Source organism: Pseudomonas sp. 8(2025), assembly GCF_052665325.1.
This window is the reverse complement of sequence record NZ_JBQOIE010000009.1, coordinates 267,762-289,840: the sequence shown is the minus strand read 5'-3', so window position 1 is coordinate 289,840 and position 22,079 is coordinate 267,762. Positions and strand designations below refer to the sequence as shown.

The 22,079-nt window shown below is 59.9% G+C and carries 22 protein-coding genes; 9 read left to right on the top strand and 13 right to left on the bottom strand.

Annotation, left to right across the window (positions count from 1 at the left end):
- Positions 1-170: 170 nt before the first annotated feature.
- The 5 genes from ACUXVH_RS19115 to ACUXVH_RS19095 all read right to left on the bottom strand — a co-directional run bounded on the left by ACUXVH_RS19115 (position 171) and on the right by ACUXVH_RS19095 (position 6,545).
- A complete protein-coding gene (locus ACUXVH_RS19115; RefSeq protein WP_011063125.1) occupies positions 171-1,085 on the bottom strand; it encodes a glutamate/aspartate ABC transporter substrate-binding protein in 915 nt (304 codons plus the stop codon).
- 364 nt (positions 1,086-1,449) lie between these two features.
- Positions 1,450-2,988: a glycerol-3-phosphate dehydrogenase gene (gene glpD, locus ACUXVH_RS19110; RefSeq protein WP_015636824.1), complete on the bottom strand. Its 1,539-nt coding sequence runs from the start codon at positions 2,986-2,988 to the stop codon at positions 1,450-1,452.
- 275 nt (positions 2,989-3,263) lie between these two features.
- Entirely contained in the window at positions 3,264-4,019 is a 756-nt protein-coding gene (locus tag ACUXVH_RS19105; protein WP_011063123.1) for a DeoR/GlpR family transcriptional regulator, read from the bottom strand.
- 95 nt (positions 4,020-4,114) lie between these two features.
- On the bottom strand, positions 4,115-5,620 hold the full coding sequence (gene glpK / locus ACUXVH_RS19100; RefSeq protein WP_019093252.1) for a glycerol kinase GlpK: 1,506 nt from the start codon (positions 5,618-5,620) through the stop codon (positions 4,115-4,117).
- Between the two features lie 76 nt (positions 5,621-5,696).
- The gene (locus ACUXVH_RS19095) at positions 5,697-6,545 is read right to left on the bottom strand and encodes an MIP/aquaporin family protein (RefSeq protein ID WP_015636822.1); all 849 of its coding nucleotides are present in this window, start codon (positions 6,543-6,545) and stop codon (positions 5,697-5,699) included.
- 371 nt (positions 6,546-6,916) lie between these two features.
- Here ACUXVH_RS19095 and ybaK point away from each other — a divergent pair, with 371 nt between their 5' ends.
- Positions 6,917-7,387, top strand: coding sequence for a Cys-tRNA(Pro) deacylase (gene ybaK, locus ACUXVH_RS19090; protein WP_011063120.1), 471 nt, complete (start codon positions 6,917-6,919; stop codon positions 7,385-7,387).
- A 117-nt stretch (positions 7,388-7,504) separates the two neighbouring features.
- Positions 7,505-8,287 (top strand): PhzF family phenazine biosynthesis protein, encoded by a 783-nt coding sequence (locus tag ACUXVH_RS19085; protein ID WP_065365276.1) that lies wholly within the window; start codon positions 7,505-7,507, stop codon positions 8,285-8,287.
- Between the two features lie 76 nt (positions 8,288-8,363).
- Here the strand turns inward: ACUXVH_RS19085 and ACUXVH_RS19080 are convergent, their stop codons facing one another.
- Entirely contained in the window at positions 8,364-9,473 is a 1,110-nt protein-coding gene (locus tag ACUXVH_RS19080; protein WP_053153523.1) for an ABC transporter ATP-binding protein, read from the bottom strand.
- Positions 9,470-10,390 (bottom strand): ornithine carbamoyltransferase, encoded by a 921-nt coding sequence (gene argF, locus ACUXVH_RS19075; RefSeq protein WP_065365277.1) that lies wholly within the window; start codon positions 10,388-10,390, stop codon positions 9,470-9,472. The genes ACUXVH_RS19080 and argF overlap by 4 nt, the downstream gene beginning before the upstream one ends.
- Positions 10,391-10,805: 415 nt before the next feature.
- Between argF and ACUXVH_RS19070 the strand changes: the two genes are divergently transcribed.
- The 3 genes from ACUXVH_RS19070 to grxD all read left to right on the top strand — a co-directional run bounded on the left by ACUXVH_RS19070 (position 10,806) and on the right by grxD (position 13,775).
- Positions 10,806-11,096 carry a hypothetical protein gene (locus ACUXVH_RS19070; RefSeq protein WP_065365278.1) on the top strand — a complete coding sequence of 97 codons (291 nt, stop codon included), beginning with the start codon at positions 10,806-10,808 and terminating at the stop codon, positions 11,094-11,096.
- 135 nt (positions 11,097-11,231) lie between these two features.
- Positions 11,232-13,340 carry a molybdopterin oxidoreductase family protein gene (locus ACUXVH_RS19065; RefSeq protein WP_065365279.1) on the top strand — a complete coding sequence of 703 codons (2,109 nt, stop codon included), beginning with the start codon at positions 11,232-11,234 and terminating at the stop codon, positions 13,338-13,340.
- Positions 13,341-13,436: 96 nt separating this feature from the next.
- On the top strand, positions 13,437-13,775 hold the full coding sequence (gene grxD / locus ACUXVH_RS19060; protein ID WP_011063114.1) for a Grx4 family monothiol glutaredoxin: 339 nt from the start codon (positions 13,437-13,439) through the stop codon (positions 13,773-13,775).
- Between the two features lie 176 nt (positions 13,776-13,951).
- Here the strand turns inward: grxD and bfr are convergent, their stop codons facing one another.
- Together bfr and ACUXVH_RS19050 are read right to left on the bottom strand one after the other, a co-directional pair.
- Positions 13,952-14,425 carry a bacterioferritin gene (gene bfr, locus ACUXVH_RS19055; RefSeq protein WP_011063113.1) on the bottom strand — a complete coding sequence of 158 codons (474 nt, stop codon included), beginning with the start codon at positions 14,423-14,425 and terminating at the stop codon, positions 13,952-13,954.
- A gap of 212 nt (positions 14,426-14,637) precedes the next feature.
- Entirely contained in the window at positions 14,638-14,856 is a 219-nt protein-coding gene (locus tag ACUXVH_RS19050) for a bacterioferritin-associated ferredoxin (RefSeq protein WP_011063112.1), read from the bottom strand.
- Positions 14,857-15,180: 324 nt separating this feature from the next.
- On the opposite strand from ACUXVH_RS19050, the gene ACUXVH_RS19045 reads away from it, so the two are divergent.
- Positions 15,181-15,783, top strand: a complete 603-nt coding sequence (locus tag ACUXVH_RS19045; RefSeq protein WP_011063111.1) for a peroxiredoxin — start codon at positions 15,181-15,183, stop codon at positions 15,781-15,783.
- A 71-nt stretch (positions 15,784-15,854) separates the two neighbouring features.
- On the opposite strand, the gene rnt is transcribed toward ACUXVH_RS19045, so the two are convergent.
- Together rnt and pyrC are read right to left on the bottom strand one after the other, a co-directional pair.
- A complete protein-coding gene (rnt, locus tag ACUXVH_RS19040) occupies positions 15,855-16,526 on the bottom strand; it encodes a ribonuclease T (protein ID WP_011063110.1) in 672 nt (223 codons plus the stop codon).
- Positions 16,523-17,569 (bottom strand): dihydroorotase, encoded by a 1,047-nt coding sequence (pyrC, locus tag ACUXVH_RS19035; RefSeq protein WP_011063109.1) that lies wholly within the window; start codon positions 17,567-17,569, stop codon positions 16,523-16,525. The genes rnt and pyrC overlap by 4 nt, the downstream gene beginning before the upstream one ends.
- A 156-nt stretch (positions 17,570-17,725) precedes the next feature.
- Between pyrC and ACUXVH_RS19030 the strand changes: the two genes are divergently transcribed.
- The 3 genes from ACUXVH_RS19030 (at position 17,726) to ACUXVH_RS19020 (ending at position 20,999) form a co-directional block, all read left to right on the top strand.
- Complete coding sequence (locus ACUXVH_RS19030) at positions 17,726-18,640, top strand: flagellar protein MotY (RefSeq protein ID WP_011063108.1); 915 nt, start codon at positions 17,726-17,728, stop codon at positions 18,638-18,640.
- Between the two features lie 129 nt (positions 18,641-18,769).
- Entirely contained in the window at positions 18,770-19,987 is a 1,218-nt protein-coding gene (locus ACUXVH_RS19025; RefSeq protein ID WP_011063107.1) for an argininosuccinate synthase, read from the top strand.
- Positions 19,988-20,372: 385 nt separating this feature from the next.
- The gene (locus tag ACUXVH_RS19020) at positions 20,373-20,999 is read left to right on the top strand and encodes a response regulator transcription factor (protein ID WP_011063106.1); all 627 of its coding nucleotides are present in this window, start codon (positions 20,373-20,375) and stop codon (positions 20,997-20,999) included.
- A 147-nt stretch (positions 21,000-21,146) separates the two neighbouring features.
- Here the strand turns inward: ACUXVH_RS19020 and ACUXVH_RS19015 are convergent, their stop codons facing one another.
- Positions 21,147-21,326 (bottom strand): PA3496 family putative envelope integrity protein, encoded by a 180-nt coding sequence (locus ACUXVH_RS19015; RefSeq protein WP_011063105.1) that lies wholly within the window; start codon positions 21,324-21,326, stop codon positions 21,147-21,149.
- Positions 21,327-21,433: 107 nt separating this feature from the next.
- On the bottom strand, positions 21,434-22,072 hold the full coding sequence (nth, locus tag ACUXVH_RS19010; RefSeq protein WP_015636814.1) for an endonuclease III: 639 nt from the start codon (positions 22,070-22,072) through the stop codon (positions 21,434-21,436).
- Positions 22,073-22,079 lie beyond the last annotated feature (7 nt).

Sequence of the window (22,079 nt, the reverse complement as noted above, 5' to 3'; positions counted from 1 at the left end):
TCGATGTACAAGCACCCGCCTGGGGACGTCCGTTCCCGCCTGATCATGACGATCAGGCACACACGATCGGCTCGACAACCACCGGTTCGAGTGTTTCCAAAAAATGCCAGCAGGTAGTGACAGACTCCTGAAAGGGCAGGGCCCCTTCAGGAGATAAGGTTAGTCAGGAATCAGGACTTTTTGTCGTCAGCCGCTTTGTCGGTCGGGTTGGCGATCAGGGCCTTGAGCTCGTCGCTCATCGGGAACATCAGGTTCAGGCCTTTTGGCGGGATCGGCGACTGGAACCACTTGTCGTAGATCTTGTTGATTTCGCCTGATTTGTAGGTGGCGACGATGGCGTCATCCACGGCTTTCTTGAACGGGGCATCGCCCTTGCGCACCATGCAGCCGTAGATTTCGTAGGACTGAGGGGTACCGGTCACGGCCCAGTCGGTCGGTTTCTTGGCCTTGGCCATTTCACCGGCCAGCAGTGCGTCGTCCATCATGAAGGCTACGGCGCGGCCCGATTCCAGCATCTGGAACGACTCACCGTGGTCCTTGGCGGAGATCACGTTCATGCCCATCTGCTTGTCGGCGTTCATGGCCTTGAGGATGCGCTCGGAAGTGGTACCGGCTGTGGTTACCACGTTCTTGCCTTTCAGGTCCGCGAAGTCCTTGTAGGAAGAGTCCTTCTTGGACAGCAGACGGGTGCCGATCTCGAAGATGCCAACGGAGAAGTCGACTTGTTGCTGACGCTCGACGTTGTTGGTGGTGGAGCCGCACTCGACGTCCACGGTGCCGTTCTGCACCAGCGGGATACGGGTCTGGGAGGTGACCAGGTTGTACTTGACCTTCAGGTCAGGCATGTCGAGGTCTTTCTTGATCGCTTCGACGATTTTCAGCTGGATGTCGTGGGAGTAACCCACTGGCACGCCGGAAGCGTCAGCGATGTAGGAAAACGGAATGGAAGCGTCGCGATGTCCGAGGGTGATGGTGCCGGACTCTTTGATTTTCTTCAGTGTGCCGGTGAGCTCGGCAGCGAAAACTGGAGTGCTAATCAGAGCGGCAGCGATAGCTGCGCCCAACAGATGGGGAACGATGCGCATCAATATTTCCTCGACATTTGTTTTTTTTATGAAGCCAGTTCGACGGCTCTTTTATACAGCGAATGCCTTGACGGCTCCTGTTGTGTTGGCACGACAGGCATTCGTCGCACAGTGTAGAGCATGAGTCGTGCCAGACCCATTGATCATCGTCAAACCCTTGATTTTCAAGCCTATAGAATATTTATGACCTGGGGATTTCAGCGGCTGTATCCGGTTATCCGAACCCCTGTGGCTTTGTCATTCGGAAAACCGAACGCGCCCCTGCCATTGTAGGAGCCGGCTTGCCGGCGAAACGTTCAATCCTGCTGGCCCACAAAAAAGCCCCTGGACCTTCCGGTGCAGGGGCTTTGCTTGCCTATGTGGCTCAGGCAGCCTTGATCTTGCCGCGATTGTGCTCGACTTTCTGCAGATAATCCTGCAGTTGCTGCTGCTGCGCCTCGGTGGTGAACAGCCCGAGCTTGCTCCGGCGCCAGAGAATGTCCTGGGCTTTCACTGCCCATTCCTCGCTGCACAGGTAATCCACTTCACGGGTATAGAGGCCGCCGCCCAGGTGTTCGCCCAGGTCGCTGAGGCTGTGCACGCCTTCCAGCAGGCGCCAGGTACGGCTGCCGTAGCTGGTGGCCCAGCGCTGGGCGATCTGGCTGGGTACCCAGTCGAACTTCTTGCGGATGGCTTCTGCCAGCGCCTGTGGCGTGCTCATGTTCTCGCCACCGGGCAGGGTGGCCTGGGCTGTCCAGCTCGGCTTGGCCTGCTTGAAGTACGGCGCCAGCTGCGCCATCGCCGATTCCGCCAGTTTGCGGTAGGTGGTCAGCTTGCCGCCGAACACCGACAGCAGGGGGGCCTCCTCGCCATGGCCGGAAAGGGCCAGGGTGTAGTCGCGGGTGACGGCCGAAGGGTTGTCGGATTCGTCATTGCACAGCGGGCGAACGCCGGAATAGCTGTGCAGGATATCGCTGCGGCTCAGCTGTTTCTTGAAGTGCGCATTGACCACTTGCAGCAGGTAATCGGTTTCACCTTCAGTGATCGCCACCTTGGCCGGGTCACCGGTGTATTCGCGGTCGGTGGTACCGATCAGGGTGAACTGGTTGAGGTAGGGAATGGTGAAGACGATGCGCTGGTCCTCGTTCTGCAGGATGTGCGCGTGCTCGCCCTCGTACAGCTTGGGCACGATCAGGTGGCTGCCCTGGATCAGGCGGATACCGTATGGCGACTCCAGCTTGAGGTCGTCCTTGATGAACTTGGCGACCCAGGGGCCCGCGGCGTTCACCAGGGCCTTGGCGCTGATGGAGAACAGGCTGCCATCGGCGCGCTCCAGCTCCAGTTGCCACAGGCCCTTGCTGCGGCGGGCGCTGATGCAGCGGGTCTGGGTATGAACATGGGCGCCGTGTTCGCGGGCGGCCATGGCATTGAGCACCACCAGGCGCGCATCGTCGACCCAGCAATCGGAGTATTCGAAGCCCTTGGTGATTTCGGCTTTCAGGGCGCTGTCGGCACCGAACTTCAGGCTGCGCGAGCCGGCGAGTTTTTCCCGCTTGCCCAGGTGGTCATACAGGAACAGGCCGGCGCGAATCATCCAGGCCGGGCGCAGGTGTGGCCGGTGCGGAAGGACGAAACGCATGGGCTTGACGATATGCGGGGCCTTGGCCAGCAGCACTTCGCGTTCGGCCAGGGCTTCGCGCACCAGGCGGAACTCGTAATGTTCGAGGTAGCGCAGGCCGCCGTGGATCAGCTTGCTGCTGGCCGAGGAGGTATGGCTGGCCAGGTCGTCCTTTTCGCAAAGGAACACGGACAGGCCGCGACCTGCCGCATCGGCGGCAATTCCAACACCATTGATCCCACCGCCAATGACGGCGATATCGTAAACCTCGGAAAGAGGGCGCGCGGGCAAGGTAGAAGTGGGCATCGACAGGCCTCGTGTTACTTTGATATTTGAATTCGAACATTAATGTTCATTTTCGAAAATACTAGCGCATAAAGATGCACGCATCCAGCGTGCTTCGATTGAAAAAACTGATCGAAGCAGCGCTAAAGGAAAGTTTTCGAACATTGTCGACGGGTAACTGTAGCCGCTGCTGTTGCCTTGGGCTGGATGGCGGGATCGGCCGCGGCGATTTCGAAAGCGATGAAGCGTCGAGGCTTGTCGTTCGAGCGCGGCCGGATCCGCAGGAGGGAGAGCAGTCAGACCACTTCGAGGCGGATCTTGTGCTGGTTGAGCAGTTGGGTCAGGGCCGGTACCGGTTGCTGGTCGGTGACCAGGCAATCGATCAGGCTGATGGGCCCCAGGCGGATCATGGCGTTGCGCCCGAACTTGCTGGAGTCGGCAGCCAGGATCACCTGCCGGGCATTGGCGATGATCGCCTGGGATACCCGCACTTCCTGGTAGTCGAAGTCCAGCAGGCTGCCGTCCTCGTCGATGCCACTGATGCCCACCAGGGCGAAGTCGACCTTGAACTGGTTGATGAAGTCGACACTGGCCTGGCCTACCACGCCGCCGTCACGGCGCACATTGCCGCCGGTGAGCAGTACGTCGAAATCATCCTTGGCGCTGAGCATCGAGGCCACGTGCAGGTTGTTGGTGATGATCTTCAGGTGGCTGTGATTGAGCAGGGCCCGGGCGATGGATTCGGTGGTGGTGCCGATATTGATGAACAGCGAGGCGTGATCGGGGATCTGCGCGGCAACGGCTTCGCCGATGCGCTGCTTTTCGTCGCGCATCTGGTCGGCGCGCATGGCGTAGGCGGTGTTTTCTACGCTGGAGTCATAGGCTGCGCCACCGTGGTAGCGGCGCAGCAGATTGGCTTCCGCCAGCTGGTTGATATCGCGGCGGATGGTTTGCGGGGTTACGACGAACAGCTGGGCCAATTCCTCGATGCTGACGTAGCCGCGTTCGCGAACCAGATCGAGGATTTGCTGCTGACGGGGAGGCAGATTCATGGGGCTTCCTTTGGGCTGCCGTGCAAAATTTGCCCATGATGCCGCAGGAATCCCCTCCCTACCAGTTACAAGCGGTTACCAATCCACGGCTTGGCTTATTTGGCCTCGTCGTGGGGTTCCCAGTCGCGGGTGCGGCTGACGGCCTTCTTCCAGCCTGCGTACAGACCTTCTTTTTCCGCTTCCGCCAGTTGTGGTTCGAACTCGCGCTCGATCACCGCCTTGCCCCGCAGTTCTTCCAGGCTGCCCCAGAAACCGCAGGCCAGGCCCGCCAGGTAGGCAGCGCCCAGGGCGGTGGTTTCACGCATTTGCGGGCGTTCCACCTGGGTGCCGAGGATGTCGGCCTGGAACTGCATGAGGAAGTTGTTGGCCACGGCGCCGCCGTCCACCCGCAGGGCTTTGAGGCGTTCGCCGGAGTCCTGCTGCATGGCGTCGAGCACGTCGCGGGTCTGGTAGGCGATGGACTCCAGGGCGGCACGGATGATGTGGTCCACGCGCACGCCGCGGGTCAGGCCGAACAGCGCGCCACGGGCATAGGGGTCCCAGTAGGGAGCACCCAGGCCGGTGAAGGCCGGCACCAGATACACGCCGTTGCTGTCCTTGACCTTGCCGGCGAAGTATTCGGTGTCGTGGGCGTCGTTGATGATCTTCAGTTCATCACGCAGCCACTGCACGGTGGAACCGCCGTTGAATACTGCACCTTCCAGGGCGTAGGCCACTTCACCACGGGGGCCGCAGGCGATAGTGGTGAGCATGCCGTGCTGGGATTTAACCGCCTTGTCGCCGGTGTTCATCAGCAGGAAGCAGCCGGTGCCGTAGGTGTTCTTGGCCTGGCCCGGCTCGACGCACATCTGGCCGAACAGCGCGGCCTGCTGGTCGCCGGCGATACCGCCGATGGCGATGCCGCTCTTGGTGCGGCCATATATTTCCGACGAGGACTTCACTTCCGGGAGCATTTCCCGCGGGATGTCCAGCACCTCCAGCATCTTCGCGTCCCACTCCAGGGTGTGGATGTTGAAGAGCATGGTGCGCGAGGCGTTGGTGTAGTCGGTGACGTGGGTCTTGCCGCCGGTGAATTTCCAGATCAGCCAGCTGTCGATGGTGCCGAACAGCAGCTCGCCGTTGCGCGCACGCTCGCGGCTGCCTTCGACGTTGTCGAGGATCCACTTGAGCTTGGTGCCGGAGAAGTAGGGGTCGGTCACCAGGCCGGTGGTTTCGCGGATGTAGTCTTCCAGGCCGTCGCGCTTGAGCTGCTGGCAGATCTCGGTGCTGCGGCGGCACTGCCAGACGATGGCGTTGTAGATCGGTCGGCCGGTGTTCTTGTCCCAGACCACAGTGGTTTCACGCTGGTTGGTGATACCGATGGCGGCCACCTGGTCGTGATGCAGGCCGGCTTGTGCCAGGGCCTCGACCATCACCGCGCTCTGGGTGGCGAAGATTTCCATCGGGTCATGTTCGACCCAGCCGGCCTGAGGGTAATGCTGGGCGAATTCGCGCTGGGCGGTGCAGACCACGTTGGCGTCGCGATCGAAAATGATCGCCCGGGAACTGGTCGTACCCTGATCGAGGGCAATGATGTAGTTCTTATTCTGAATGTCGGTCATGTCGATTGCCTTGGACGAAATAAGGGAGTGAGAACAGGCGCGCGATCGATTTGGGCAGGATCACGCGCCACTGGATTCAGGAAGCTTTGACTTTGCCTTCGGTGACCTGTTCGGCCTCCGGGGCGACAGCAGCGCTGGGCAAATGGCGGGCAATCAAGCCGCGATAGGCCGCAGCACCCAGGCAGGCGCCGAGGATCGGAGCGAAGATTGGCACCAGGAAATACGGAATATCACGGCCGCCGGTGAAGGAAATTTCACCCCAGCCGGTCACGAACGTCATCAGTTTAGGCCCGAAGTCCCGCGCCGGGTTCATCGCAAACCCGGTCAGCGGGCCCATGGCACTGCCGATCACGGCAATCAGCAGGCCGATCAGCAGCGGAGCCATCGGGCCGCGCGGCAAGCCATTGTTGTCATCGGTCAGGGACATGATCACTCCCATCAGGATGGCGGTGATCACCAACTCCACTAGGAACGCCTGGGCAGTGGACAGCGCCGGGTTGGGGAAGGTGGAGAACACCGAGGCCAGTTCCAGGCTGGCCTGGGAGCCACGGACCATCTGGTGGGTTTGTTCGAAATCGAAGAACAGGTTGCTGTACAGCGTGTAAACCAACAGCGCCGCGCAGAAGGCGCCAGCGATCTGGGCGAGGATGTAGAACGGCAGTTTGCGCTTTTCAAAATCGGCGAACAGGCACAGGGCGATGCTCACGGCCGGGTTCAGGTGCGCGCCGGAAACTCCGGCGGTCAGGTAGATCGCCATGCTCACGCCGATCCCCCAGATGATGCTGATTTCCCATAGGCCGAAGCTGGCCCCCGCGACCTTGAGCGCGGCGACACAGCCGGTGCCGAAGAAGATCAACAGCGCAGTACCCAGAAACTCGGCGATGCATTGGCCCGATAGCGACGGTTGTTGCAGAGCAGTTGTCATGTGAACCTCGATTTTTGTTGTTGTCTGGCGCTGCTGCAAAAGGCATGGAGCGCGACTTCAAACGAAGGCGGAATCCCCATTCCGACCTCGCCTTGCTACTGGGTACAACCTTGGATCTACCGCATGATATTCAGAAACGAAAAAATATAGACAAGAAACACCGCTGTCAAAGGTCGAAAGTGAACGGATGGTCATTTTATAGATATCAATCAAATGAATGATTCCGGGGCATAGTCGCGGGAACGACAGGCATGGTTGCTTTCGTAGGCACACGGGCCGGTTATCAAGGCTTGGAATAGAGCCTTTTGCTGGTGAATGACCTAAAATTCGCGCGCTTGGTTTTGCCTTTTCATTCCTCGCCTGGAGCTGCCATGACCCCTGCACTGGACCTGCTGAAAAAAGTTCGCGCCGAACATCGCATCCACAGTTACGAACATGACCCCAAGGCCGCCTCCTATGGCCTGGAGGCCGCGGAGAAACTTGATCTTGATCCAGCGCAGGTGTTCAAGACCTTGCTTGCCAGCAGTGAAAAGGGTGAGCTGCTGGTGGCGGTGGTGCCGGTCGTCGGAAGTCTTGACCTGAAGGCCCTGGCCCACGCAGCGGGCGTGAAAAAGGCTGAAATGGCCGACCCGGCTGCCGCCCAGCGCGCCACGGGGTACCTGCTGGGAGGCATCAGCCCGCTGGGGCAGAAGAAGCGCCTGCGGACCTTCATCGATAACAGTGCGCAGCCGTTCGCCAGCATTTTTGTCAGTGCCGGGCGCCGTGGCCTGGAAGTCGAGCTGGCGCCGGCGGTACTGGCCGAGCATACCCAGGCCAGGTTCGCCGATATCGGTCGTCCTTGAGTCGCAACGGCTGCGGCCAGGGCCGCTGCTGTATGCAGGAAAATCCCGTCTTCTGTGTCTGTCGCCCGTTGGGGGCCAGGGCCCATGCTGGTGGCCAGTTATTCACGGAGAAGGGATATGCAGCTTGAGTTTCATCAGGTCGATGCGTTCAGCGAGCGCCCGTTCGCGGGTAATCCGGCCATGGTTTACCGGCTTGAGTCCTGGCTCGATGACAGGCTGATGCAGCAGATTGCCGCCGAGCACAATCTGGCAGAAACCGCTTTTGTGGTGCGTGAGGCCCAGGGCTGGCGGATTCGCTGGTTCACCCCGGTGACGGAAGTGCCGTTGTGTGGGCATGCAACCTTGGCCAGCGCCTATGTGTTGTTCGAGGTTCATGGCCAGACCGCGCAGCGTATCGACTTTCTCAGCCAGTCCGGGCCCCTGAGTGTCACCCTTGAAGAGGGCCTGTTGTGGCTGGATTTCCCGCTGCGCAGCCCGAGCAGCCAGGCAGGGCGGGAGGCGGTGGCGCAAGCGCTGGGGGTTGAGGTCGTCGAATTGCTGGGGGCCAACGAACTATTGGCCGTGCTGGAGTCGGAGCAGGCGGTGCGTGAGTGCCGGCCGGATATGACGGCGCTGGCGAAACTGCCCTGGCCCGGGGTGATCGTGACTGCGCGCGGGGAGCAGCACGACTTTGTCTCGCGCTATTTTGCCCCCGCCATCGGTATCGATGAGGACCCGGTGACCGGATCCACCCATTGCTGCCTGGCGCCTTACTGGGCGAAGCGGTTGGATAAGCCGCAGTTGAGCGCCTACCAGTGCTCCGCCCGAGGTGGCGCATTGTTTTGTCGTCTGGAAGGTGGGCGGGTGAAGATCGGTGGGCATGCCCGGCTGATTGCCAGTGGGCAGTTGCATCTGCAATGACTGTGCTGGGTGTTTCGCCGGCAAGCCGGCTCCTACAGTGCGCTGTCGTAGGAGCTGGCTTGCCAGCGAAGACGGCTCAATGCGCGCTGCTGTAGCGGCGCACCCCTGAGTCGCTTTGCGGGATCTGCGCTGCGGTACTGCCCGAGGCCTGGAACAGCACCAGGTGTTCCGCCGCGACCCGGATACCCACGTCGGCGCCGACCTGATGATCGGCGTGGCTCGGAAAGATCGATTCCAGCTGGCTGCCGGTGGGCAGTTGCAGGCGATACAGGGTCGAGGCGCCGAGGAACGTCTTGCCCACGACGCGGGCTTTCAAGGCGCTGTCGGGGGCGTGGACGATGTCGTCCGGACGCAACAGCACATCCACCGCACCGCCGGTTGGCCAGGTGTAGGCACGGTTGCCCTGCAGCAAGCCGAGTTCGGTCTGTACCGATTCCGGGCTGCTCAACTGGCCGCGAATGAAGTAGCCCTGACCGATGAAGCTGGCGACGAAGGGCGTCTGGGGTTCGTGGTAGAGGTTGTACGGTGTGTCCCACTGCTCCAGGCGGCCTTCCTTGAATACCCCTACCTGATCGCTCACGGCAAAGGCTTCTTCCTGGTCGTGAGTAACCAGGATCGCACTGGTGCCACGGGCCTTGAGGATGTCACGCACCTCGTGGCTGAGCTTGCGTCGCAGTTCGCCGTCGAGGTTGGAGAAGGGCTCGTCGAGCAGCAGCAGTTGTGGTTCGGGAGCCAGGGCACGAGCCAGGGCCACCCGTTGTTGCTGGCCACCGGACAGTTCGTGGGGAAAGCGCTGGCCGAGGTTCTTCAGGTTCACCAGCTCCAGCAGTTCGGCCACCACCCGCTCTTTCTGCGGGTGTTTACGAATGCCGAAGGCAATGTTGTCGGCCACGCTCAGGTGCGGGAACAGGGCGTAGTCCTGGAACACCATGCCGATCCGGCGTTTCTCCGGCGCCAGGGTGAAACCGGCGCTGGAGATGGTCTCGCCCGCCAGCTGGATTTCCCCCTCATGCACCGGCTCGAACCCGGCGATGGCGCGCAGGGTGGTGGTCTTGCCGCAGCCGGATGAGCCCAGCAGGCAGCCGATATCCCCGGCATTGAGGTGCAGGTTGAGGTTCTGCACCACGCGTTGGTCCTGGTAGCCGCAAGCGAGGTTGCGCAGGTTCAGTAGCAAGGGCTGGCTCATGCGTGGTGGTACGCCGGCTCGACGAGGAATTCGAGCAGGGCCTTTTGTGCGTGGAGGCGGTTTTCCGCCTGGTCCCAGGCCACCGAACGCGGGTCGTCCAGCAGGTCGAGGCTGATTTCTTCACCGCGGTGGGCGGGCAGGCAATGCATGAACAGAACGTCCTCGGCGGCCAGGTCCAGCAGTGCACGGTTGACCTGGAAGGGCGCGAACAGTTGCAGGCGCTTGGAGGTCTCCTCTTCCTGGCCCATGGAGGTCCAGACATCGGTGCTCACCAGGTGGGCGCCACGCACGGCTTCGCGAGGGTCGCGGACGATGGTCACGCGGTCGCCGGCCTGGGCTACGAAATCCGCGTTGGGCTCGTACCCTTCGGGGCAGGCGATGCGCAGTTGGAAGTCGAACTGGATGGCCGCTTCTATATAGCTGTTGCACATGTTGTTGCCGTCGCCGATCCAGGCCACGGTCTTGCCCTGGATCGAGCCGCGATGCTCGAGGAACGTCTGCATGTCAGCCAGCAGTTGGCAGGGGTGCAGGTCATCGGACAGGCCGTTGATCACCGGTACGCGGGAGTTGGCCGCAAACTCGGTCAGGGTGCTGTGGGCAAAGGTGCGGATCATCACCGCATCGAGCATGCGCGACATGACGATGGCGCAGTCGCCGATGGGCTCGCCGCGCCCCAGTTGAGTGTCCCGTGGCGAAAGGAAGATGGCCTGGCCGCCCAGTTGGATCATGCCGGCTTCGAAGGACAGTCGGGTTCGGGTCGACGACTTCTCGAAAATCATGCCAAGCACACGATTTTTCAAGGGCTCGAAGAGTACGCCGCGGTTACGCAGGTCCTTCAGCTCGATGCCTCGACGAATCACACTGACCAGCTCTTCGGGCGTGCAATCCATCAGGGAGAGAAAGTGCCTTGCGCTCATCATTAACTACCTTTTTGCAACGGACCGCAGATTCTCAAAGCCTTGTTTAGTCGAACAACGGGCTGGACCTGCGGCGAAAGCCGCACGGGGCGACGAAATAGGGGAAGGCGCGATCTTATAATTAAATGTCGCGTCTTACCAATAGTAGTGCTACGGCGATTATGGGCATGAGAGGCCAGGACGCGAATGCGCTGGCACTTTTGAGACCAGTTTCCAGACAGCAGCCGGGCATTTGTACACTGCCCCGGCGCGCCTTGGCAATCGAGCGCGGCGCGGGTGATGCCCATGCAGTCGTTTTCTGACCTGGAGGGCGGGGGCTGCGTCCCGGATAATCCGCGGGCTGGCAGCCTGAAACATTTCCTAATGCAAAGTGCTGAGGTTATAAAGGCGAATCAGTGGCAGGGACGGGTGAACGATGGAATCCAGGGAGCAACAACTGATGACGCTCTTGGGGCTCACGGCCCGGGCACTCACCGACATGACAGCTTCGGTGACGGCGTTTTCCTTCGAGCTGCTGCGCAGTGAAGATCCGGTGACCCGAGCGGCCGCGCGCAAGATGATCGACCGGATGATGAGCCTCAGTGCAGGCCTGGACGAGCATTGGCGATTGCTCGCACAACTCTCGGGTGGCTATGGAGAGCGGGAGGCCGTGGATTCAGCCACCCACGTCTCAGCGGATGGGCCGCCACGGTTGCCCTCCAACTGAAGGCGCCGATCATGGCCGGGGCTGATGGCCGTGAATTCATGGGACGAACGTCACTGGTGTCCTGTCAGGGGAGCGCCCATAGTTTTTGCTTCCGGCAAGCGAATACGCTGTGCTCTCAAACAATAGAGACTGGCCATGACCAAGACTCTCCATCACCGTGCCTGCCACCTGTGTGAGGCCATCTGTGGCCTGACCCTGGAAATCACCGAAGAAGACGGCAGTGCTCCGCGCATCAGCTCGATCAAGGGCGATCCTCAGGACAGTTTCAGCCGCGGTCATATCTGCCCCAAGGCCGTGGCCTTGCAGGATATCCAGAATGACCCGGACCGCCTGCGCCAGCCGGTGCGCCGGGTTGGCAATGAGTGGCAACCGATCGAATGGGACGAGGCCTTTGCCCTGGTGGCCGAGCGGCTGGCGAGCATTCAGCAGCGTCATGGCAACAACGCGGTGGCGACCTACCAGGGCAATCCCAGCGTGCACAACTATGGGCTGATGACCCACAGCAACTACTTTCTCGGCCAGCTCAGGACGCGCAATCGCTTCTCGGCCACCTCGGTCGACCAATTGCCTCAGCACCTGACCAGCTACCTGATGTATGGCCACGGCTTGCTGTTGCCGATTCCGGATATCGATCACACCGATTTCATGTTGATTCTTGGTGGCAATCCCCTGGCGTCCAACGGCAGCATCATGACCGTTCCGGATGTGGAAAAGCGCCTGAAAGCGATCCAGGCCCGTGGCGGCAAGGTAGTGGTGGTCGATCCGCGGCGCAGCGAAACCGCGGCCATGGCCGACCAGCATCTGTTTGTCCGCCCGGGGGGCGATGTCGCGCTGCTGTTTGGCCTGCTCAACAGCATCTTCGAAGAGGGGCCGACCCGCGACAGTCACTTGCAGGTGGATGGGCTGGCCGAGGTGCGCCAGGCCATATCCCGGTTCACGGCGGAGGCGATGAGCCCCCTGTGCGCCATTGCGGCGCCACAGATCCGCCAACTGGCCAGGGATTTCGCCTCGGCCGACAGAGCGGTCTGCTACGGGCGCATGGGCGTCTCGACCCAGGCCTTCGGCACGCTGTGCCATTGGTTGCTGCAATTGCTCAACCTGGTCACCGGTAACCTCGACCGCGTGGGTGGCGCCTTGTGTACCAGCCCCGCGGTGGATCTGGTAGCGGCGACTTCGGGCGGCCACTTCAATGCCTGGCAGAGCCGGGTTTCCGGGCTTCCGGAATACGGCGGCGAGTTGCCGGTGTCGGCCCTGGCAGAAGAGATGCTCACCGAAGGGGAGGGGCAGGTACGGGCGCTGATCACGGTGGCGGGCAACCCGGTGCTGTCCACGCCCAATGGCCGGCAGCTGGAGCAGGCGCTGGATGGCTTGGAGTTCATGCTCAGCATCGACCTGTACATCAACGAAACCACGCGCTATGCCGACTTGATCCTGCCGTCCACCTCGGCCCTGGAAAATGATCACTACGACACCACGTTCAATCTGTTCGCGGTGCGCAATGTCAGCCGTTTCAACCGGGCGATCCTGCCCAAGCCCGAAGGTGCACTGCACGACTGGGAGATCTTCGTCGGCCTGGCCAAGGCCTTTGCCGAGCGCACCGAAAGCTCGCTCAAGCCGACCATCGCGCCGGCGCAAATGATTGATATGGGGCTGCGTGCCGGGCCTTATGGCGACGCCTCGCCGTTCAAGCTGTCATTGGCGACGCTGGCCGAGCATCCCCATGGCATCGATCTGGGGCCGCTGCAGCCGAATCTGGCCGGGCGCCTGAAAACCGAAAACCGGCGGGTCCAGGCTGCGCCGCCGGCGATCATGGCCGACCTGGAGCGCTTTGCTGCCCTGAAGGCGCCGCAGGAGGGGGAACTGTTGTTGATCGGCCGCAGGCATGTGCGCAGTAACAACTCCTGGATGCACAACTATCACCGCCTGGTGAAGGGCAAGCCTCGTCACCAACTGCTGATGCATCCGCAGGATCTGGCTCACCGGGGTTTGCAGGACGGTCAACGGGTACGCATCAGTTCACGGGTCGGCGCGGTGGAAGTCGAGGTGCTGGCCAGTGCCGAGATGATGCCGGGGGTGGTGAGCCTGCCCCATGGCTGGGGGCATGGGCGTCCGGGCGTGCAGATGAACATAGCCACGGAGCAGCCGGGTTGCAGCGCCAATGACCTGACCGACGAGCGCCAGCTCGATGTGCTGTCGGGAAATGCGGCGTTGAACGGGGTGCCGGTCAGGGTGCAGGCGGCCTGAGATGTCTGTCGGAGAGGCCGAGCAGGGTGCTCAGGATTCCGTTACAATGCGCCACCGTGCCGACAACAGAGTCGGAAAGTTCAGCCGAGGTGTTCCATGGATATCATCGAAACTATTAAAGAGCAGATTGCCAACAACACCATTCTGCTTTACATGAAAGGCTCGCCGAATGCCCCGCAGTGCGGCTTCTCTGCCAAAGCCGCTCAGGCCGTAATGGGCTGTGGTGAGAAGTTCGCTTACGTGGACATCCTGCAGAACCCGGAAATTCGCGCCAACCTGCCCAAGTACGCCAATTGGCCAACCTTCCCACAACTGTGGGTGGCCGGTGAGCTGGTCGGCGGCAGCGACATCATGGCTGAAATGTTCGCCAACGGTGAATTGCAGAGCCTGATCAAGGCCGCTGCCGAAAAAGCCGCTGCCAAGACCGAAGCGTAAAAGCGCGCCTGCTCGCGAGGGTTTCCGGGAATCGACATGCTACTCGTGTGATTCTCGGAAACTTGCGGCAAGCACTCTGCTCCGGTTTGTTACGTGAACATATCCGCGTAATAAAAAAAGCCCCGCTCTCATAAGAGAAGCGGGGCTTTTTTATTCTTCGGGTATTACGAGTTGAGTTACTCGTCACCCATTTGCGATTGCAGATAGTTCTCGATACCCACTTTATCGATCAGGCCCAATTGGGTTTCCAGCCAGTCGATATGCTCTTCTTCGGATTCCAGAATATCTTCCAGCAGTTCACGGCTGCCGAAGTCACCAACCGATTCGCAATGGGCGATCGCGGCCTTGAGGTCGGCATGGCCGGTGCGCTCGATACGCAGGTCGCATTCGAGCATTTCCTTGGTGTGCTCACCGATATGCAACTTGCCCAGGTCCTGGACATTGGGCAGGCCTTCGAGGAAGAGGATGCGCTTGATCAGCTTGTCCGCATGCTTCATCTCGTCGATGGACTCGTGGTACTCGTGCTTGCCCAGCTTGTTCAGGCCCCAATCTTCATACATGCGCGCATGCAGGAAGTACTGATTGATCGCGACCAGTTCATTGGCAAGGATTTTATTGAGATGCTGGATGACTGTAATGTCGCCTTTCATGATGGGGTCCTGCCCTGTATTTAGTGGAACATGGGCAGAGTCTGAGCTGCATGAACATTACTGTCAAACCTAAGTTATTGAATAATATATGAAAATTAATCGGAATAAGAATGTTTGTGTTCCGCGTTTTGTCTCTAAGCGATTGAATTACAGGCATAAAAAAACCGGACGCCAGGTCCGGTTGTTTGTAACGCCGCTAATTATTGATTAAATCAGGCGACATTAAATTCCACAGGGTAGGGGATTGCCGCTTGGCTGCTCTGCAATTCGGTCAGGGTTTCGCGAACCACTTGCTTGGCCAGGCAGGCACATTTGCCGCACTGGCTGGCAACGCCGGTGGCCTGGCGTACTTCGCGGTAGCTGCAGCAACCTTCGTAGATCGCTTCGCGAATTTGTCCGTCGGTGACACCGGTGCAGAGGCAGACATACATAAGATGAGAACCGTCGCTGGTTAGGGCTCAATTGCGATGGATCTTAATGTTAACGAGAATGATTGTCAAAGTGGTTTCGACGCCCTTTGTTGCTGATTCTTGCTTGAGTGACGAACGGCTTTTCTTGGCATTAATGACAGATCATTCGCATTTTTCGCGTTGGAGGCCGGCCAGAGGAAAAACCACTAAGGACAGCTTAAAAACGCCGTGTATGATGGTCGGTCCTTGCGAAGAGGGCGCACGTCACGGGGCTGTCGCATCAGCATGGCAGGCTCGGGGCCAACCCTTCTTCTTCATTACTACGTCCACACCAGGAGATATCCAATGAGCGTACTCGTAGGCAAACAAGCCCCTGACTTCACCGTTCCGGCCGTTCTCGGCAATGGCGAAATCGTCGACAGCTTCACCCTGTCCTCGGCCATCAAAGGCAAATACGGCCTGGTGTTCTTCTACCCACTGGACTTCACCTTCGTGTGCCCGTCCGAGCTGATCGCTCTGGACCACCGCATGGCCGACTTCAAGGCACGCAACGTTGAAGTGATCGCTGTGTCCATCGACTCGCACTTCACTCACAACGCCTGGCGTAACACCCCGATCAATGCCGGCGGCATCGGTCAGGTTCAATACATCATGGCTGCTGACATGAAGCACGAAATCGCCAAGGCCTACGACGTTGAGTCCGAAGGCGGCGTGGCTTTCCGTGGCGCGTTCCTGATCGACGACAAAGGCGTTGTCCGCTCGCAGATCGTCAACGACCTGCCACTGGGCCGCAACATGGAAGAGCTGATCCGTCTGGTCGACGCTCTGCAGTTCCACGAAGAGCACGGCGAAGTCTGCCCTGCCAACTGGAAGAAAGGCGACAAGGGCATGACCGCTTCGCCAGAAGGCGTTGCTGCTTACCTGAGCGAGAACGCCGGCAAGCTGTAAGGCTTGGCGTCACGCATAAAAAAAACCGGCCTTAGGGCCGGTTTTTTTATGGGGCAAAGGAAAGCGACTATTCAGTCGTCGAAATCCTGCCAGCCGCCCATCTGTTTCCAGCGGTTGACGATGCCGCAGAACAGCTCGGCGGTCTTCTCGGTGTCGTAGCGAGCCGAGTGGGCCTCGCGACCGTCGAAGTCGATGTCTGCGCTCTGACAGGCCTTGGCCAGCACGGTCTGGCCGTATGCCAGGCCAGCCAGAGTGGCGGTATCGAAGCTGGAGAACGGGTGGAACGGATTGCGCTTCATGTCCAGGCGCGCCACGGCGGCATTCAGGAAGCCCAGGTCGAAGCTGCTGTTGTGGCCTACCAGGATGGCGCGCTTGCAGCCATTGGCCTTCAGTGCCTTGCGCACCCCGCGGAAAATATCGGTGAGGGCGGTTTCTTCGCTCACAGCCATGCGCAGGGGATGGTCAAGCTTGATCCCGGTGAATTCCAGGGCTGCAGCTTCGATGTTCGCGCCTTCGAAAGGCTCGACCCGGAAGAAGTAGGTGTGTTCGGGGAACACGAAGCCTTTTTCGTCCATGCCGATGGTGGTTGCGGCAATTTCCAGCAGGGCGTCGGTGGCCGAGTTGAAGCCACCGGTTTCAACATCGACGACTACCGGCAGGTAACCGCGAAAGCGTGCCGCCATCGGATGGCGAGGACCGCCGCTGCTACCTTCTTGTTCGTCGTCGAAATGGTCGTCACTCACGAGTGATCCTCCAGCAGGCGCCAGCGCAGTTTTTCACCGGCGCGCAGCGGAATGACAGTCAGCTCGCCAAACGGCAGGCTGGCAGGAGCGGTCCATTCTTCACGGACCAGGGTGATGCTGTCGGTGTTGGCCGGCAGGCCGTAGAAGCGCGGGCCGTTGAGGCTGGCGAAAGCTTCCAGCTGATCCAGGGCATTGCGTTGTTCGAACGCTTCGGCGTACAGCTCGATGGCGGCGTAGGCGCTGTAGCAGCCGGCGCAACCGCAAGCGGCTTCCTTGGCGTGCTGGGCGTGAGGTGCCGAGTCGGTGCCGAGGAAGAACTTCGCGTTGCCGCTGGTGGCCGCATCCAGCAGGGCTTCCTGGTGGGTGTTGCGCTTGAGGATCGGCAGGCAATAGAAGTGCGGACGTATACCGCCCACCAGCATGTGGTTGCGGTTGTACAGCAGGTGGTGCGCGGTGATGGTTGCGCCAACGTTGGCCGAAGCCTCCTTGACGAACTGCACGGCTTCAGCGGTGGTGATGTGTTCGAACACCACTTTCAGGCTGGGGAAGCGTTCAACCACACGCCGCATGTGCTCGTCGATGAAGATTTTCTCGCGGTCGAAGACGTCGACGTCGCCGCGGGTTACCTCGCCGTGGATCAACAGCGGCAGGCCGACTTCGGCCATGGCTTCAAGCACCGGGAAAATCTTGTCGATGCTGGTCACGCCCGAATCCGAGTTGGTGGTCGCGCCGGCCGGGTACAGCTTGGCGGCGTGGACGAAACCGCAGGCCTTGGCCGCGCGGATTTCCTCCGGCTGGGTACGGTCGGTCAGGTAGAGCACCATCAGTGGCTCGAAGCGGCTGCCGGCCGGGCGCGCAGCTAGAATGCGCTGGCGATAGGCGTCGGCTTCCGCGGCGTTGCGCACCGGAGGTACCAGGTTGGGCATGATGATGGCGCGGCCAAAGGTGCGCGCGACATCTGCGACTGTATTGGGCAACACGGCCCCATCGCGAAGATGAATATGCCAGTCGTCGGGACGCAGCAGGGTCAGGCGGTCGGACATTGGAGGTTCCAGGCGGGTAAAACTCGGGGGAATGCTACCGGAAAAGACTCTTCCAGGCACTCGCTATCAAGTTTTGCGACGAGCAACCGATATCCCGAAGGTATGGCGTATTAACGCCTGTCGATTTTTCTGTTGTACACGTCAGTGGAGCCTCCCGTGCGCCAGCGTTATCTAGCCTTGCTCAGTGTGTTTGCCAGCCTGCCCGCGATGGCTCTCACTTTCCAGACTCGCCTGGAGAGCATTGAGTGGACGGTCGAAGGTGACAAGTTCGAGTGCCGCCTGATCCAACCGGTTACCGATTTCGGTTCCGGCGAATTCGTTCGTCGCGCCGGCGAGCAGGCGATTTTCCGCCTCAAGAGTTTCAACCCCATGCAGGCCGGTGGTTCCGCGACCCTGCTTGCGGCCGCCGCCCCCTGGCAGCCGGGGCGTGGCGACATCAACCTCGGGGCGGTCAAGGCCGGTACCGATGGGGTGCTGTTCAACAGCAACCAGATGCAGGCCGGACGTCTGATCGTCGGTTTGCTGGAGGGGCGCAGCCCGGTGGTCCGGCACTTCTCCCGCGAAGGCGGAGTGTCCGAGGTACGCCTGTTGCCGGTGAAGTTCAGCAAGGCCTACGGCGACTATCAAAGCTGCATGGCCAAGCTGTTGCCGATGAACTATGAACAGGTCAAGCAGGCTGAGATCGGTTTCCCCGGGGGGGGCATCGACCTGGACGCCCGGGCCAAGGCCAAGCTGCAAGTGATGGTGGACTTCATCAAGGCCGACCCCACGGTCAATCATGTCGAATTGGACGGGCACTCTGATAACAGTGGCAACCGCCTGACCAACCGTGACCTGTCGCGCCGTCGTGCGCTGGCGGTCATGGAGTTCTTCAAGGCCAATGGCCTGGCGGAAAACCAGATCGTGGTGCGCTTCCATGGCGAGCGCTATCCCCTGGCCCCCAACACCAATGCGGCCAACCGGGCGAAGAACCGGCGGGTCAATGTGCATCTGGAGCGGGTCGCTCCTGCCGAAAAGCCGGCCCCAGCGCCTCAGGCGGCTTCCGGATCCAGCGCAGCGGCGACTTCCTGATACGGCTGTCGTCGTCGCTCGCTCGACATAATCTGTCGCTTGGTCGTCATAAGCTGTCGCGCCTCTGTAAATTATCCGCGTGGATCGGTAGACTTGGCGGCTTTCCGTACAACCCCGTGGAGTGATGGCATGGCGGACGTTAACAAGGTCGTTCTGGCGTATTCGGGCGGCCTGGACACTTCGGTGATCCTCAAGTGGCTGCAGGATACTTACAACTGTGAAGTAGTGACTTTCACTGCTGACCTGGGCCAAGGCGAAGAGGTCGAGCCGGCCCGCGCCAAGGCGCAAGCCATGGGCGTCAAAGAGATCTACATCGACGATCTGCGCGAAGAGTTCGTGCGTGATTTCGTCTTCCCGATGTTCCGCGCCAACACCGTCTACGAAGGCGAGTACCTGCTGGGTACTTCCATCGCTCGTCCGTTGATCGCCAAGCGCCTGATCGAAATCGCCAACGAAACCGGCGCCGACGCCATTTCCCATGGCGCCACCGGCAAGGGCAACGATCAGGTGCGTTTCGAACTGGGCGCCTACGCCCTCAAGCCGGGTGTGAAGGTGATTGCCCCTTGGCGCGAGTGGGACCTGCTGTCCCGCGAGAAGCTGATGGACTACGCCGAGAAGCACGGGATCCCGATCGAGCGTCACGGCAAGAAGAAATCCCCGTACTCGATGGATGCCAACCTGCTGCACATCTCCTATGAAGGTGGCGTGCTGGAAGACACCTGGACCGAGCACGAAGAAGACATGTGGCGCTGGACTGTCTCCCCGGAGAAGGCCCCAGATACCCCGCAATACCTGGAACTGACCTACCGCAACGGCGATATCGTGGCACTGGACGGCGTCGAGATGACCCCGGCTACCGTGCTGGCGACCCTGAACCGCATTGGTGGCGAACACGGTATCGGTCGTCTGGACATCGTCGAGAACCGTTACGTGGGCATGAAGTCCCGCGGCTGCTACGAGACACCTGGCGGCACCATCATGCTGCGTGCTCACCGCGCCATCGAGTCCATCACCCTGGACCGCGAAGTGGCCCACCTCAAAGACGAGCTGATGCCCAAGTACGCCAGCCTGATCTACACCGGCTACTGGTGGAGCCCTGAGCGTCTGATGCTGCAACAGATGATCGACGCCTCCCAGGCCCACGTGAATGGCGTGGTACGCCTGAAGCTGTACAAGGGCAACGTGATCGTGACCGGTCGCAAGTCTGACGAGTCGCTGTTCGACGCCAACATCGCTACCTTCGAAGAGGACGGCGGTGCCTACAACCAGGCGGACGCAGCTGGCTTCATCAAGCTCAACGCCCTGCGCATGCGCATTGCCGCGAACAAGGGTCGGACCCTGGTCTGATGCTTTGAGTGGTTGAAGAAAGCCCCGCGATAAGCGGGGCTTTTTTTGCCCTGGATAATTGCAGTGAGCGTCGGGGCCTAATTCAGATCAGCAAATGTCTGTTGGGCAAGGTGAGCCACTTCTTGATGGGCGAAGTACCAAGTACCGCTACTGAGAGTGCTTGTAGGTTGGAGTTTTATTAGTACGAAAAGTAGCTGATTTGACGATTGATCCTAGGCGGTTTGGATATTGAACCACTTTTATCTAGGTCGTTTTGTAAGGCAATTCGGTATTGTTTGTAAGGATCGTCCTCGTAAGGTCGTAGCCCTCTGTAGCACGGTGTCAGAGTCAATTCTCTGGGGTATTGTGCGGGCTCTAAAAAAACTCTCAGGACTGAGATGGACCTATGAAAAGAGTATTGATCGTGGATGATCACCCTGTTGTCCGTTTGGCTGTGCGCATGTTGATGGAGCGCCATGGCCTTGAAGTAGTAGCGGAAGCAGATAACGGCACGGATGCATTGAAGTTGGCTCTTGAATATGTTCCAGACATCTTGATTCTGGATATTGGAATTCCGCAACTTGATGGGCTCGAAGTTATAAACCGGCTGATGTCCAGGGGTATGTCGATCAAGATTCTGGTATTGACCCTGCAAGTTCCTGGGCCTTTCTCCATGCGCTGCATGCAGGCCGGTGCTGCCGGTTATGTGTGCAAGCAGCAGGACATCACCGAGCTGTTGAGTGCCGTGCGTGCGGTGCTTGCGGGATACAGCTACTTCCCCAACGAGGCCTTGCATACTTTTCGCTCAAGCCAGGGCATCAGCAGTGAGCAGCAGATGATCGAGCTGCTTTCAGGGCGCGAATTGATCGTATTGAAACAACTCACCAACGGCATGAGTAACAAGGAAATTGCCGAGGGGTTGTGCTTGAGCAACAAGACCATCAGTACCTACAAGCGCCGGTTGCTGGCCAAGCTCAATGCTCGTTCACTGGTTGATCTGATCGAGTTCGCTCAACGGCATCGGTTGATATGAGCCTTTAGAGCACGTGCGCATTGAGACGGTGTTGCTGGATGGGCTCGCTTGAGTGCCGACGCAGCCGGTCAGTGGGGGAGGCTGACCGGCCAGATTTGCGGCTGGGCACAGGTACAAAAAAACCTCCATGGGGAGGTTCTTTTGTGACTAGAGGTCAAAGTCGTAATCGGCCAACTGTTTTTGCAGGCGCCGTTCCTCGAGGAGATTGTCGATGGTCCGGCGCTTGCTCAGATTGGTTTTCGCTACTTCGACCACCGGTTCTGCGTCATCTGTTTCAGCTGCGACGAAATCGTCTTCTACGTCCAGTTGTTCTTTGCCAGTACTCATAAGGTCGACTCCAGGCTAGGACTGCCATTGGCGCTCCTTATATCGATATTCTCCTGGCGGGTAAAAAAGATTTTTTCAATCGATCTATCGGCAAAATCAATGCTTGCTCAATCGTCGGAAGTCTTTTGCTTGTATTCGCACAGGTCTTCGATTCGACAGCTGCCACAGCGTGGCTTGCGTGCCAGGCAAACGTAGCGGCCGTGAAGGATCAGCCAGTGATGGGAGTCCAGCAGAAACTCCTTGGGCACGAACTTCATGAGTTTCTTTTCGACCTCGACCACGTTCTTTCCCGGGGCCAGCCCGGTTCGGTTGCTGACCCGGAAGATATGGGTGTCCACCGCCATGGTCAGTTGCCGGAAAGCGGTGTTGAGGACCACGTTGGCGGTCTTGCGGCCCACCCCGGGCAGAGCCTCCAGCTCTTCCCGGGTCTGTGGCACTTCGCTGTTATGGCGTTCCACCAGCAGGCGGCAGGTCTCGATGACGTTCTTGGCCTTGCTGTTGTACAGGCCGATGGTCTTGATGTATTCGGACAGGCCTTCGACACCCAGGGCGTAGATTGCCGCTGGGGTATTGGCTACGGGGAAGAGCCTGGCAGTCGCCTTGTTGACCCCGACGTCGGTCGATTGCGCCGAGAGAATCACCGCGATCAGCAGCTCGAACGGCGAGGAATAGGCCAGCTCGGTTTTCGGTTCGGGGTTGTCTTCGTGTAGCCGGCGAAAGATTTCCAGGCGTTTGGCGGCATTCATGGGTGAT